This is a genomic window from Pseudomonas sp. SMV71 (genome assembly GCF_052042015.1).
Taxonomy (GTDB): domain Bacteria; phylum Pseudomonadota; class Gammaproteobacteria; order Pseudomonadales; family Pseudomonadaceae; genus Aquipseudomonas.
The window spans coordinates 149,532-161,468 of the sequence record NZ_JBKGGU010000002.1 but is presented as its reverse complement, the minus strand read 5'-3'; the positions used below and the strand labels follow the sequence as shown (position 1 = coordinate 161,468).

Annotated in this window: 16 protein-coding genes; 5 read left to right on the top strand and 11 right to left on the bottom strand. The window is 60.5% G+C overall.

Annotated features, from left to right (window positions below; genetic code table 11):
• Positions 1-14: 14 nt before the first annotated feature.
• The 9 genes from ACLEJQ_RS02645 to ACLEJQ_RS02605 form a co-directional block, all read right to left on the bottom strand.
• Entirely contained in the window at positions 15-431 is a 417-nt protein-coding gene (locus tag ACLEJQ_RS02645) for an organic hydroperoxide resistance protein (protein WP_440791908.1), read from the bottom strand.
• Positions 432-460: 29 nt separating this feature from the next.
• Positions 461-874: a hypothetical protein gene (locus tag ACLEJQ_RS02640; RefSeq protein ID WP_440791906.1), complete on the bottom strand. Its 414-nt coding sequence runs from the start codon at positions 872-874 to the stop codon at positions 461-463.
• 135 nt (positions 875-1,009) lie between these two features.
• The gene (locus tag ACLEJQ_RS02635; protein WP_440791904.1) at positions 1,010-1,759 is read right to left on the bottom strand and encodes a creatininase family protein; all 750 of its coding nucleotides are present in this window, start codon (positions 1,757-1,759) and stop codon (positions 1,010-1,012) included.
• Positions 1,760-1,938: 179 nt separating this feature from the next.
• Entirely contained in the window at positions 1,939-2,520 is a 582-nt protein-coding gene (locus tag ACLEJQ_RS02630; protein WP_440791902.1) for a TetR/AcrR family transcriptional regulator, read from the bottom strand.
• A 142-nt stretch (positions 2,521-2,662) separates the two neighbouring features.
• Complete coding sequence (locus tag ACLEJQ_RS02625; protein WP_440791900.1) at positions 2,663-3,451, bottom strand: SDR family NAD(P)-dependent oxidoreductase; 789 nt, start codon at positions 3,449-3,451, stop codon at positions 2,663-2,665.
• Between the two features lie 481 nt (positions 3,452-3,932).
• Positions 3,933-4,886, bottom strand: coding sequence for a diguanylate cyclase (locus tag ACLEJQ_RS02620; RefSeq protein ID WP_440791898.1), 954 nt, complete (start codon positions 4,884-4,886; stop codon positions 3,933-3,935).
• Positions 4,887-4,889: 3 nt separating this feature from the next.
• Positions 4,890-5,903, bottom strand: coding sequence for a response regulator (locus ACLEJQ_RS02615; protein ID WP_440791896.1), 1,014 nt, complete (start codon positions 5,901-5,903; stop codon positions 4,890-4,892).
• 304 nt (positions 5,904-6,207) lie between these two features.
• Positions 6,208-6,636, bottom strand: a complete 429-nt coding sequence (locus tag ACLEJQ_RS02610; protein ID WP_440791894.1) for a DUF2628 domain-containing protein — start codon at positions 6,634-6,636, stop codon at positions 6,208-6,210.
• Between the two features lie 191 nt (positions 6,637-6,827).
• Positions 6,828-7,328, bottom strand: a complete 501-nt coding sequence (locus ACLEJQ_RS02605) for a hypothetical protein (protein ID WP_440791892.1) — start codon at positions 7,326-7,328, stop codon at positions 6,828-6,830.
• A gap of 149 nt (positions 7,329-7,477) precedes the next feature.
• Between ACLEJQ_RS02605 and ACLEJQ_RS02600 the strand changes: the two genes are divergently transcribed.
• Genes ACLEJQ_RS02600 through ACLEJQ_RS02590 form a run of 3 tightly spaced genes read left to right on the top strand, consistent with a single transcriptional unit; the run spans position 7,478 to position 9,995 of the window.
• Positions 7,478-8,008: a hypothetical protein gene (locus ACLEJQ_RS02600; protein ID WP_440791890.1), complete on the top strand. Its 531-nt coding sequence runs from the start codon at positions 7,478-7,480 to the stop codon at positions 8,006-8,008.
• A 53-nt stretch (positions 8,009-8,061) separates the two neighbouring features.
• Positions 8,062-9,555, top strand: coding sequence for an MBL fold metallo-hydrolase RNA specificity domain-containing protein (locus ACLEJQ_RS02595; protein ID WP_440791888.1), 1,494 nt, complete (start codon positions 8,062-8,064; stop codon positions 9,553-9,555).
• Positions 9,552-9,995, top strand: coding sequence for a DNA methylase (locus ACLEJQ_RS02590; protein ID WP_440791886.1), 444 nt, complete (start codon positions 9,552-9,554; stop codon positions 9,993-9,995). The genes ACLEJQ_RS02595 and ACLEJQ_RS02590 overlap by 4 nt, the downstream gene beginning before the upstream one ends.
• Positions 9,996-10,011: 16 nt before the next feature.
• Here ACLEJQ_RS02590 and ACLEJQ_RS02585 read toward each other — a convergent pair whose 3' ends face one another.
• Positions 10,012-10,278 (bottom strand): Lrp/AsnC ligand binding domain-containing protein, encoded by a 267-nt coding sequence (locus ACLEJQ_RS02585; RefSeq protein ID WP_440791884.1) that lies wholly within the window; start codon positions 10,276-10,278, stop codon positions 10,012-10,014.
• Positions 10,279-10,294: 16 nt separating this feature from the next.
• On the opposite strand from ACLEJQ_RS02585, the gene ACLEJQ_RS02580 reads away from it, so the two are divergent.
• Entirely contained in the window at positions 10,295-10,462 is a 168-nt protein-coding gene (locus ACLEJQ_RS02580; protein WP_440791882.1) for a hypothetical protein, read from the top strand.
• Entirely contained in the window at positions 10,447-10,761 is a 315-nt protein-coding gene (locus ACLEJQ_RS02575; RefSeq protein WP_440791880.1) for an AzlD family protein, read from the top strand. The genes ACLEJQ_RS02580 and ACLEJQ_RS02575 overlap by 16 nt, the downstream gene beginning before the upstream one ends.
• Before the next feature lie 36 nt (positions 10,762-10,797).
• Here ACLEJQ_RS02575 and ACLEJQ_RS02570 read toward each other — a convergent pair whose 3' ends face one another.
• A complete protein-coding gene (locus tag ACLEJQ_RS02570; protein WP_440792121.1) occupies positions 10,798-11,910 on the bottom strand; it encodes an alkene reductase in 1,113 nt (370 codons plus the stop codon).
• Between the last annotated feature and the right edge of the window lie 27 nt (positions 11,911-11,937).

The following is an 11,937-nucleotide window of genomic DNA, read 5'->3' as shown; positions in this document are numbered from 1 at the left end:
CAGAGGAAGGCGGTTCAGACGATGCTGAAGCGAACGTCGATGTTGGCGCGCGTGGCTTTGGAATAAGGGCAGTTCTGATGCGCCGCATCGATCAGCTGTTGCGCGACCTCCTGTTCAATCTCCGGCAACGACACCGCAAGGCGTGCCTGGAGGAAAAAACCTTTCTCGCCATGCACCAGGTCAACCTGGGCATCGACCGCCGCCGTCGCCGGGAAACCGATTTTGCGGGCGTTGCAGGCATGGCGCAGGGCCCCGAGGAAACAGGCGGACCAGCAGACGGCAAACAGTTGCTCCGGATTGGTGCCGTTTCCCGGTGCGCCGGGGGGAGAAAGCTTGAGATCGAGCCGGCCGTCATCGCTCTGTGCCGTGCCCTCACGACCGCCCGTAGTGCGGGTATGACTGGTGTAAAGCACTTTTTCGATGCTGATCATTCGCCGTTCCTGGTAAAAGTGACGCGGGTTCAGAGCGTGCCGAAGGCTTCTGGAAAATGCAGCGTGGCGGTATTGGCGACAGGCGCGCAGGAGGCTCCAACGTTCTGGCTGCGCAGGTGCTGGAGCAGGGTGGATCGGGCGACGTCTATCATCCACGCCCTGAATGGAATGTCCGGTTCATACCCGGCGCGTCGTCGATAAAGCGCTGTAAAAGCCTGCCGGACCAGCCCGTCAACCGCTTCGCACCCTAGGCGTCCGGCCTGGACCTGGCCCTCGAAAAAGGCCTTGAGCAGTGGCTCGACCTTTGCCAGCAGCTGCTGTAGCGGGGCCCTGCCATACGCAGCGCCGCCATACTGAACGACCTCCATCATCAACGCTCGCAGCTCGTCGTTCCCAAGGCGGTCAACGCTGCTCACACAGCTCTCGCGATAACCTTCGATCATGCCCGGATCCCTCTTGAGTCGTCGATCAACTGCCCCGGCAACGCCACAGAGGCCAAGCGCAGTTGTGAGACTCAAGAGTGATGCCTTTGGACGTCGAGTACCAGTTATCCGCTGTTAGCGCTTGTTAGTCAGGTATCAAGCGGGCGCTGATTCGCAGGTGAACAGATCCAGTTCACGCACCAGGCTCTGCGCTGCCAACATGACCAGTTCACCGCCTTTTTCCGGCGTCGCCTGGGCCGGGTCGGACCCCATGCGCCCATCGGGAAAGCGCAGCCGGAAGTCGTGAGCCTCACGGATCGGGCCTGAATTGGCGATTTTAGGTGAGTAATCGGCCGTCTTGATCGCTTCCGGATAGGCCCATTGAGTCACTGCAATCTCCGACGGCGTTGCATGCACGCCGTGGCCGGTGGGGAACTGCTTGTTAGCCAGGGCCGCGACACCTTCCAGGTCCCACCAGTTACATAACTTCAGGGCAAAACCGGCCGGGCGTCGGGCGAAGCTCGCTTCGGCATAGAGCTCGGAGAATGCCGCCTCAATCGAGGCGATATTGCCGCCATGGCCGTTGAGGAAAAATATCTTCTCGAAACCGTGGGCGGCCAATGAGCGTACCCAGTCGCCAATGGCAGCAATGAAGGTCGATGGGCGCAGGGTGATGGTCCCGGCAAAGCCGATGTGATGCTGTGCCATGCCGATATTGAAGGTTGGACCGACCAGGATATCGGCGGTCTTCTGCGCATGATGGGCAATGATCTCCGGGCACATCCAGTCGGTCCCCAACAGGCCGATCGGGCCATGCTGCTCGTTGGAACCGATAGGAATGACGATGCTGCGGCAGCGTTTGAGGTACTGTTCGATCTCGGACCAGGTCGACATATGTAGGAGCATTTTTTTAGCCTCGCGATTCAATGGCTCACAGGGGAGCGTGTTTTGAGCCGGACAATGGCGCGGGGGAGCATCGCTTCATTGCCCGTCACGGCAATCACAGCATGGCGCAGGTGAATGGGCCCATTGCACGAACGTATCGGTTGCCGAAGACAGGCACTGCAAGGGCGGACAAAGGCTGGTCACGCCTTCACGGGCGGTGCCAGCGATTCGAGAATCGCGCTGCGGCAGACTTCGAGGATTTCATCCGCCAATGGGGAGTCGTCCGGGCAGGCCCGTGACAGGATGATTGCGCCGACGGCCTGGGCCATTTTGCCGATCACTGTCGCTCGTACGTCTTGTTGAGCGGCGTCGTCCAGTTTCGCCGCGCCGCGTTCAAGGACCGCGAACATTTGTGCGAGGCCATCGCCAAATGTGTTCTTGACCTCTTGCGGTTGGCGCGCAGCATCACCGCAAAGGGCGGAGAGGGTACAGCCGTTGCTGCGATCGTCGCGGTGCGCTCGCGACACATAATGCTCGAAGAAACCGACAAGGCCGATGCCGTCGCTGTCCTGAACCGATCGGGACAGTCCGGCGGCGCAAGCTTCGGCCATCAAGTCCGCCTTGGAGCCAAAGTGTTTATAGAAACCGCCGTGGGTGAACCCGGCGGCTGCCATCAGATCCGCCACTCCGATGCCATCGAAGCCACGTTCACGGAACAGGGCGGAGGCCGTCTCCACGATGTGTGCTCGATTGGCCTGCGCCTGCGCTTTCGTGACTCTCATACCCTATGCCTCTTGTTTCGGACAACTGTCGGGCCCAGTGTACATTGATGTCAGATGTAATCGAAGTGACGGCTCTCCATCGAAGCCAGGTTGCAGTCAACCCTGGTCGAGTCGGGGCATGCGTCCAGGGCTTGTTTCACGCTCAGGCTTGAGGGCGATAGCGCTCGGCTGCATGGGCCTGGCGAATGTCCGACATCAACCCTAGCCGCGCGCCTTCCAACGCGTCCCAACGATTGGCCACGTGCAGCGGCGGAATGGTGACTTGTTCGCGTCGATCGAAGCCGACCAGCGCGGCATCAACCAGTTCTTCGACGTCCATGACCTCAGGGAGTGCGTTGATGTCCATGCCGGCACGCTCCCAGATCTCAGTGCGAGTCGCCGCGGGCAATACCGCCTGTACATAGACACCCTTGGAGGACAATTCCACATTCAGGCCTTGGGACAGGAACAACACGAATGCCTTGGTGGCCCCATAGACTGTCATGCCCAGTTCAGGTGCCAGACCTACCACCGAGCCAATGTTGACGATGGAGCCTTCACCCGCCTGCACGAAACGCGGTGCCACGGCTGCCGCCAGTCGTGTCAGGGCCGTGGTGTTGAGGGTGATCAGGCGTTCGATGGCATCGCCGGTCTGCTGGGTGAAGCCGCCGGACTGAGCCATGCCGGCGTTGTTGATCAGGATGCCGATGCCGGCGTCGTCCCGCAGGCGGGTCTCCAGCGCCGACAGATCGGCCGATTGGGTCAGGTCGGCTTGCAGGACATCGACGTCAACTTTATGTTTTTCGTGCAGCTGCGTTGCCAGGGCATCCAGGCGGGCCTTGTCGCGGGCGACCAGCACCAGGTCGTGGCCGCGGCGAGCAAACCGTTCTGCGTAGACAGCGCCGATGCCACTGGATGCACCGGTAATGAGGACTTTCGAAAGCGTGGCCATGCTGATTGTTCCTGTATCGGTTAGACGTTGGAATTTGTTGGGAAGGCGTCTTTATGATTACGCTCGAAATCTAAACTGTCAACGCTTTGATTATGATCGGCATCAAATAAACTGAAGCCGTGACTGCTCACGCTGGCGGACATGGCCGACACCCGAGTAAAGGCGTGGCAGAGGGAAGGCGTCAGGACGCCGGGGACGTGTCTAGAAAACCGCAATAGGCAAGCGGCCCTGGATGGGCCGCCGTCGAGTTTGATCCGGCCAGAGTTGGCAGGTCAGAAAATGAATTTGAACAGCGCGATCACCACGATCAGGCCAATCAGAAAAATGATGCCAACGGTACCGCCAAGGAATTTCAACATGAGGTCACTCTCTTCAGGTGGGCTTACTGTTCTAGACCACGGGTGAGACTGCGCGTTTCGTTGAGTTTCCGGTTGGCCTGCAAGTGGATCTTCCTGACCGCTTTTCCAGGTTTGCTGCGTTGCTATTCGGAGACGGTCACCCGGTTGCGCCCGGACTTTTTCGAGGTATAGAGCGCTTGGTCCGCCCACGAAATCAGGTCGGCGTGGTTGATGGAAGGTTTGCTCAGGTCGGCCACTCCCAGGCTGATCGTCAAGCGAATCACCTTGTCGCCGTAGGGTACGTCCATTTCCTCGACGGCGTTGCGCAGACGTTCGGCAAACATCCTTGCGCCCGCCTTGTCGGTGTCTGAAAGCACTACGCCGAACTCTTCACCGCCATAACGTCCGGCCACGTCGGAGTCGCGCACGTGCTCGCGGATCAGTGCGGCGATCTGTTCGAGCACCTTGTCGCCGGCCGGATGGCCGTAGGTGTCGTTGATCAGCTTGAAGTGGTCAATGTCGAACATCACCAGGCTGGACATGGTGCCGTAGCGCTGGTGCCGGGCGTAGACGGCCTTCAGGGCTTCTTCCCAGTGGCCGCGGTTGTACAGGCCGGTCAGGCGATCAGTGCTGGAGAGTTTCTGCAGTTGCGCGTTGGCACTTTGCAGTTGGTGGCGGTTGGTGGCAACGTCCGTGACGTCGTAAATCACCAGGCAGATGTGGTTGATCTTGCTGTCGGGCGAGCGCAGCGGCAGCAGCGTGGTGTTCTGGTACATGAACTCTTCCTGGCCGGTGATCGGCTGGTAGCTCTTGAACCGCACCAGATACGGACGCTGTTCCCATACCGTGAAGGCCGGCGTACCCAAGGCCGCAACGCTTTCGACCTTGCGGCTGAACCATTGGCGATCCACTTCGGGAAACAGACTGAAAAAATGCTGGTTGTGGGCATCCTTGGGCTGAACCCCGGAGCGGTTCTCCATGAAGGTGTTCCAGACTTGCACCCGATAATCACGGTCGAGCACCACCACGCCGACATCGATGCTCTGGACGATCGCCAGCAACCAGTGAAACTCGTTCAGATCAACAGGATTGTGCATGGCTCAGCTCATCAGGTAGGCGAGTTTGTGGGTCAGGCGCTCGATGGAATCCTCCGTGAACAACAGCAGCAGGTCGAAGCGGATATCGTGACCCTCCAGGCTGTAGCTGATCTCCACCGCCAGGGTCTTTTTCCAGTGTTTCTGGTTGACCCGGATCAGCTCGTCGATGGCCGCGTGCTGGCCGAGGATCTGCGGATGGCCTTGTGAAAACACCACGTCGATCTGTTCGGCGATGCTGCTCAGGCACGCCCCGATCAGCACGCTGGAAAGATCGAGCAGCATCTCCAGATCGGAATAATCTTCGCTCTGGCGTTGCATCAATTGGGCGATATCGGCGACTTCCGAATCGTGGAACATCAGCAGCGCTTCGCCGGCGATGCCGCTGCCGATGAAACCCTGACAAATGGCAGTGAGCTGATCGCAGCTGCCGGCATCGCTCAATGCCATGTGCAATTCACCGACTTCCAGGACGTTGACGTTCGGCACCGGCAACTGCACGAAAACACCCAGGACCTTGGCGATCAAGGCTGCTGCACGGCCGATGGCCACGTTGACGGTTTCGCGGAACGCATCGTGGAAATTGATCGCGGTGTTGGGGATCTCGCGATCAGGCTGTGGCGCCTGGCGGTGGTCCGTCAGTAGCCCGAGCCGATTGAGGATCTGACGCAGCTCGCTTTCGTCGAAAGGCTTCTTCAAGAAGGCCAGCGCGCCCAGCTCCAGCACCCGGCGTACAGCTTCCTCCTGGACGTCACCGGAAATCACGATGACTTGTGCCTTGAGCCCTTCTTCGCGCAAGGCACTGAGCACTTGGTAACCGTCCATTTCCGGCATGGTCAGGTCGAGCAGCACCACCTGACCCAGGCCCTTGCGTATGGCGTCCATGGCCTGGCGACCATTACCGGCCTCGGTGACAGAAACCGCCCAGTCCGCCGGCAGCGCCCGCAACACTTGCTTGCGGGCCATGTTCGAATCGTCACATACCACTAGGGGAATCACTGACACAGACGCGGCTCTCATCAGGGAAAGTACTACGGGGCATCATGCCATAAGTACGCAGAGACTAGCCAAAGCGCAGCGGTTTCGCTGTCTTGGGACGCACTGGCTGGGGATCTAGCCTGTTAAGGCATTGGAGGCTTCCGGCGCTCGGGGAGTTCCGAAATGTTCCCATCGGCAGATGGCGCAGCATGATCCGGCGTTACCGTCTGCCGCTCATCATGAGCAATAACCTGGTGGTGTGGTGGTTGAGGGCAACGCGAGACGCGATGAAAAAAGCCCGCGCACTTTGATGAGTGCGCGGGCTTCTGATCGAACGAACCTGCTATCAGAAACGCATGCCCTTGAACGGGTTCCAGGTTTGTTCGCCTTTCACTTCCTTGAGGTAATAGGCGTAGTTGGTCGTCAAGGCATACATGACGGACGCTGCGCCGTTCAGGCCGGAGCTCAGCGCACGTGGAAATTCCATGCCGAGGATCGCGAAAATCACGCTCAAGCCGATATTGATGCCAAGGAAAATGCCGAGCAGGGCAAGGTTTTTCTTCCAGAGCCCGAGGACAAACAGATAGATCGGGCCGAAGAAAAACGCGATGACATTGGCATTGATCAGGATTTTTTCCTTGAAGCCTGGCAGCGCCTTGAGGGCAACCTTGTGACGCGGGTCGTTTGGTGGGCCGTAGGTTTCGAAGAAGTTGAAGCGCGCCTGCCACTTGGCGCTGTATTTACCGCTGGCTTGGGCCTGCTCGGTGGTGCTCATTTTTGACGGCTCCTGATATTCCATGAGTTGCTGGTTGTTCTTCCGGGATGTCCCTGTGCGCCCGTGTTTTACAGCCAGGCGCAATCCGGCGCGTTAGCGCTCGACGCTTTATAAAGGCTGGCCTGGATAAATACCTGACTGGCGGCTCGATCTGTGAAGCGCGTCACTGAAGCCGGGTCGAAGCGTGCCGGTTACTCCACCACCGCGTTGTAGACCACGGTCTGCGCACCGTCTTTCTTGATGGTGAGCTTGTTGCCTTGCGCCAGCGCCTCTACACCTTCGGAGCAACCTTCCACGACGCTCTTGCCGTCCACCTGCTCGGTCTTGGTATCGAAGGTGAACACATAGGTAGACGCGGGGCAGGCATTGCCGCCTTCGCCCGTGGAGATGACCAGGACATATTTGGTCGGGCCGAACTTGTAGGCTTTTTCAATGGCCACGTAGCCGGTGTACTCGGGCTCGTCGACGATGGATTCCATCACGTTGACCACGCCCGCACGGGACGGGTAGTTCAACGCGGTACCCAGGTCCATGCTCTGGGTCGTGAAGGGCCCCGCGCTGTCTTCGCCAACCGTGACCGTTTCGTAGGCCACGCCAGGCGCGGCGGGCTCTTGCTCGGTGTTGGACGCAGGCGCAGCGGCCAAGCTCTGCAGGGCGAATGCAAGGAGGGCAACGGCAAACACATGCTTCATCGGCGAAGTCCTTTTCTTGAAGGTGGGCAAGGCCGACAGTATCGCTAAACCCAGCAGGATTGTCTGCGGTTTGCGCTCGCCGCACGCGATTGAACAGTACGCACGCCGCTGCGGTCTACGCCTTGGAGAGGGGAACAAGGACTTGAGCGATGATCATTGCGTGTCTGGGATGGGGTTCGTTGATATGGAAGCCACAATCGCTGCCGCTGGCGAGTGAGTGGTTTGGGGATGGCCCGGGCCTGCCGATCGAATTTTCCCGGATCAGCGACGGGGGCGAAGTCGCGACGGTGATCTGTCCGAACGCACCGCCCAGCAGGGTTCTCTGGACGGTGCTGGATGTAGGGTCCCTCGATGAAGCGTGCAGGGCACTGCAAGAGCGCGAGCAGATTGCGCAAGAGCGCCAGGATGGCATCGGCATTCTTACCGTGGGCAACTCGCCGCTGGGCATCATCGGTGAATGGGCGGCGGCCCGGCAGATCGATGCGGTGATCTGGACCGCGCTGCCGCCCCGGCTGGAGGGCGTGGAGGGCCTCGTGCCGTGCATCGACGATGTGATCGGCTACCTCGGCGCCCTGACTGGCGAAGCCCGGGACCATGCTCGCCATTACATCCAGCAGACGCCGGCGCAGATCGATACGCCTTACCGCCGGGCAATCATCAAGACGCTGGGGTGGGGATGATGCCCATTGCCTCGACCCAGCTTAGTGCCGCCACGACATCTGAAGGATGCCTGATGCAATACCCCAAGCTCATCCACCACGGCGCCCACGAAGGCGTCACCGGTTCGTGCCACCAATTGTGGATGGACGACACGTGCAGCGTGCTGATCGACTGCGGCCAGTTCCAGGGCGAGGACGAAGGGCAGGGCGCTGACGAAAGGCTTGCCCTGGACTTCTCCATCGAAGGCATCAAGGCCCTGATCGTCACCCATGTGCACATCGACCATGTAGGGCGGATTCCGAATCTGTTGGCGGCTGGCTTCGAGGGGCCGATCCTGTGCAGCGAGCCCTCGGCCCGGCTGTTGCCGATCGTGCTGGAAGACGCGTTCCGCCTGACCATCAGCCGCGACCAGGAACAGCTGGAACGCTACCTCAAGGTGGTGGAGCAGCGGATAATCGCCTTACCCTACGCAAATTGGTTCACGCTGCACGAGGCTGATCAGACCGAGTGCAGAGTGCGCTTGCAACCAGCGGGGCACGTGCTGGGTTCGGCCTATGTGGAATTCGAGATGAGCCGCGCCGAAGCGGGAAGCCGACGCGTCGTGTTCAGTGGCGACCTCGGCGCACCCCACTCACCGATCCTGCCGGATCTGATACCGCCCGAGCGCGCGGACCTGCTGATCATGGAGAGCACCTACGGCGACCGTCGTCATGAAGACCGCGTGCACCGCCGCGAACGTTTGCAGGTCGCCATCGAGCGTGCGTTGAGGGATCAGGGCACGGTGCTGATTCCGTCGTTCAGCATCGGCCGGACCCAGGAGCTGCTGTACGAGTTGGAAGAAATCCTCCATGAGCAGGACGCGGCCAGCACCGGCGAACCGGATAAACGCAGCAAGGGCGACGCATTCGACATCGACTGGCCAGAGATCCCGATCATCCTCGACTCGCCACTCGCCGGCCAGTTCACCAGCGTCTACAAGGAGCTGCGCGGCTTCTGGGATGAAGATGCCCGGCTGCGGCTGGAAGAGGGCCGCAAGCCGCTGTCCTTCAAGCAGCTCATCACCGTCGACAGCCACGACGAACACCTGCGCATCGTCGATCACCTCACCCAGACCGCACGACCTGCCATCGTCATCGCCGGCAACGGCATGTGCTCGGGTGGACGCATCGTCAACTACCTCAAGGCCATGCTCGGCGACCCTCGGCATAATGTGGTGTTTGTCGGCTATCAAGGCAAGGGAACGCCAGGACGGGACATCATGACCCACGGGCCGGACGGCGGCTTTGTAATGTTGGATGGTTGCCGTTTCGACATCCGGGCCGGCGTCGATAATGTCGGCGGCTATTCAGCCCACGCGGACCAGGCGGACCTTGTCGGGTTCGTTACCCGGATGAAGGAGTGGCCGAAGGAGATCCGCCTCATCCACGGCGAAGAACAGGCCAAGCAGCGCCTGGCCGAGGTGCTGCAAGCGCGCTATCGGGAAGCCGGGAGGGAAGGGCGGATCACCATTCCCCATGCGGATACGGATGAACAACAGCAATGTGAGTCGGGGGGCTCGACGGGTTGATTGAAGTCAGCGCAACAGACCTGGGCATCGACATTGCCGATCAGCACCATCATGGCCTGTACAAATGGTTGCTCGCCAGTTTCCTGCTGGGCAAACGCATACGTTCCTCCGTCGCGTTGCAGGCTTACCGGATCCTGGTTGACCAGCATGGCCTGGATACGCCAGCCAAGCTCGGCCAGTGTGCTCATCGTGAGCTGGTCAGGCTGCTGGGGCTGGCGGGGTATGCCCGCTATGACGAATCAACGGCCCGACGATTACGAACCTTGGGCGCACGCCTGGCGACCGAACTGCCGGCTCATCTGCAAGCGATGCACAACGGTATCGAAGGGCTGCCAGATGTGGAGCGATGGCTGCTGACGTTCGAGGGCATCGGGCCCAAGACCCTGGAGATTTTCATGCGTGAGGCCGGGGCGGTGCTGGAAGCCATCGATCAGCCGTGATAAGGACGCCCGCAGGTTAAATGGGCAACTCGGTAGTCAGCTTGATCTTCTGCATTGGAATCTCGGTCTTCAGGCTCTGCACACCTTTGATTCGCGACAGATGCTTGATCTGGAATTGCCGCCACGCGTCCAGGTCCGAAGCCACCACCCGCAGCAGAAAATCGCAGTCGCCCACCATCAGGTGACACTCCAGCACTTGCGGCAGTTCGCGTACGGCATCGGTGAAGCGATCCACCGTGACTTCATCCTGGCCGGTCAGCCATACCCGTACGAACAAGGTCACCGAAGCATCCACTTTTATGCTGGTGTTGTTACGCGGCATGTGGCGGGGGCTGCGAGCGGCAGTGCCCTGGCTGTTCAGCCTGCTGACCGCTGCGGTGTCCCATGTATTGATTCCCGGTGGCTGGTATGTACTGGCGGGCACCCTCGTCGGACTGGTAGTCGCTTACCTGTGGGCCAAGTCTTGACCGAGAACCTGACCCTGATCACCATCCTGGCGATGGCCCTCGTGACCTACCTGACCCGAGTGCTGGGCTTCGTGATGCTGCGCAACCGAACCATCAGCCCGGTGCTACAGCAGGTGCTACAAGCCGCGCCGGGTTGCGTACTGATCGCTGTCATCGCGCCCTACTTCGCCAGCAGCAACCCCGCCGACCTGATCGCCCTGGCACTGACCTTGTTCGCTGCCACACGCCTGAGCATCCTGCCGGTGGTGCTCATTGCGATAGTGGCCGCTGCTGTCCTGCGCTTCTGGTTATCGGGCTGAGGAGCCATAGCGCAGAAGTACCAAGGCAACAGGGCGCTACGAGTAGGCAGGATAATCCACATAGCCTCGCTCATCACCGCCAAAAAAAGTCGTCGGATCCGGCGTGTTCAGCGTCAGCCCCTGACGAATCCGCCGCGGTAGGTCCGGGTTCGCCAGGAATGGCCGGCCGAACGCGATGATGTCGGCGCGGCCGTCCTTCAACGCCCGCTCGGCGGAGGCAGGGTCATAGCCGCCAGCGATGATCAGCACGCCATGCCATTGCCGGCGCAACTGGCCGATGATTGCGTCCCAGCGGGGATCGAAGTTTTCGTCCTTGACGGTGCCGACCACAGCCGGTTCCACCAGATGCAGGTAGGCCAGTTTCCAACGATTCAGCTCCTCCACGATGTAGCCGAACGTAGCTTCGGGGCTTTCATCACCCATGCCCATGAAGCGGCCCATCGGGGTCAGGCGAACGCCCACCTGTTCGGCGCCGATTTCGTCAGCGACCGCCGCAACCACTTCCAATAACAACCGTGCGCGGTTCTCGATGCTGCCGCCGTAGCCGTCCTGGCGATGGTTACTGTTGCTATTGATGAACTGGTCGAGCAGGTAGCCGTTGCCGGCGTGGATTTCCACGCCATCCATTCCTGCGCGGATAGCGTTACGGGCGGCGGTTCGGTAGTCGCGGACGATCTCGGCAATCTCTGCAGCTTCCAGCGCTCGCGGCACTGGTACATCGCCCCAGATGCCGACGCCATTTTCGTCGACGATGAAGGTCTTGCCAGGCACCGGTAACGCACTGGGTGCCACGGGCAGGGCGTTGTCGGGTTGGAAGCTGGGGTGTGAAACACGGCCCACGTGCCAGAGCTGCATGAAGATCAGCCCTCCAGCGCCGTGCACTCGATCACTGATCTGGCGCCACGCCTGGACCTGTTCGTCGTTGTAGATGCCTGGCGTCCAGGCATAACCCTGACCCTGTCGAGAGATCTGCGTGGCTTCGGTAATGATCAGTGCAGCACTGGCACGCTGGTGGTAGTACTCAGCGTTCATGCGGGTGGGGATGTCCCCCGGTTGCCCGGCGCGGGAGCGAGTGAGCGGTGCCATCGCGACGCGGTGAGGCAGGGTGTAAGGGCCCAGGGCGATGGGCTGGAACAGGTGCTGAGTCATGGTGTTCTCCAGTTCGGACAAGGTGAA

Coding starts and splice junctions, on each gene's coding strand:
- ACLEJQ_RS02570 (WP_440792121.1), bottom strand. CDS start 11,910: ATGACTCAGCACCTGTTCCAGCCCATCGCCCTGGGCCCTTACACCCTG.
- ACLEJQ_RS02640 (WP_440791906.1), bottom strand. CDS start 874: ATGATCGAAGGTTATCGCGAGAGCTGTGTGAGCAGCGTTGACCGCCTT.
- ACLEJQ_RS02600 (WP_440791890.1), top strand. CDS start 7,478: ATGATCATTGCGTGTCTGGGATGGGGTTCGTTGATATGGAAGCCACAA.
- ACLEJQ_RS02635 (WP_440791904.1), bottom strand. CDS start 1,759: ATGCTCCTACATATGTCGACCTGGTCCGAGATCGAACAGTACCTCAAA.
- ACLEJQ_RS02580 (WP_440791882.1), top strand. CDS start 10,295: ATGCTGGTGTTGTTACGCGGCATGTGGCGGGGGCTGCGAGCGGCAGTG.
- ACLEJQ_RS02615 (WP_440791896.1), bottom strand. CDS start 5,903: ATGAGAGCCGCGTCTGTGTCAGTGATTCCCCTAGTGGTATGTGACGAT.
- ACLEJQ_RS02605 (WP_440791892.1), bottom strand. CDS start 7,328: ATGAAGCATGTGTTTGCCGTTGCCCTCCTTGCATTCGCCCTGCAGAGC.
- ACLEJQ_RS02630 (WP_440791902.1), bottom strand. CDS start 2,520: ATGAGAGTCACGAAAGCGCAGGCGCAGGCCAATCGAGCACACATCGTG.
- ACLEJQ_RS02595 (WP_440791888.1), top strand. CDS start 8,062: ATGCAATACCCCAAGCTCATCCACCACGGCGCCCACGAAGGCGTCACC.
- ACLEJQ_RS02625 (WP_440791900.1), bottom strand. CDS start 3,451: ATGGCCACGCTTTCGAAAGTCCTCATTACCGGTGCATCCAGTGGCATC.
- ACLEJQ_RS02645 (WP_440791908.1), bottom strand. CDS start 431: ATGATCAGCATCGAAAAAGTGCTTTACACCAGTCATACCCGCACTACG.
- ACLEJQ_RS02610 (WP_440791894.1), bottom strand. CDS start 6,636: ATGAGCACCACCGAGCAGGCCCAAGCCAGCGGTAAATACAGCGCCAAG.
- ACLEJQ_RS02620 (WP_440791898.1), bottom strand. CDS start 4,886: ATGCACAATCCTGTTGATCTGAACGAGTTTCACTGGTTGCTGGCGATC.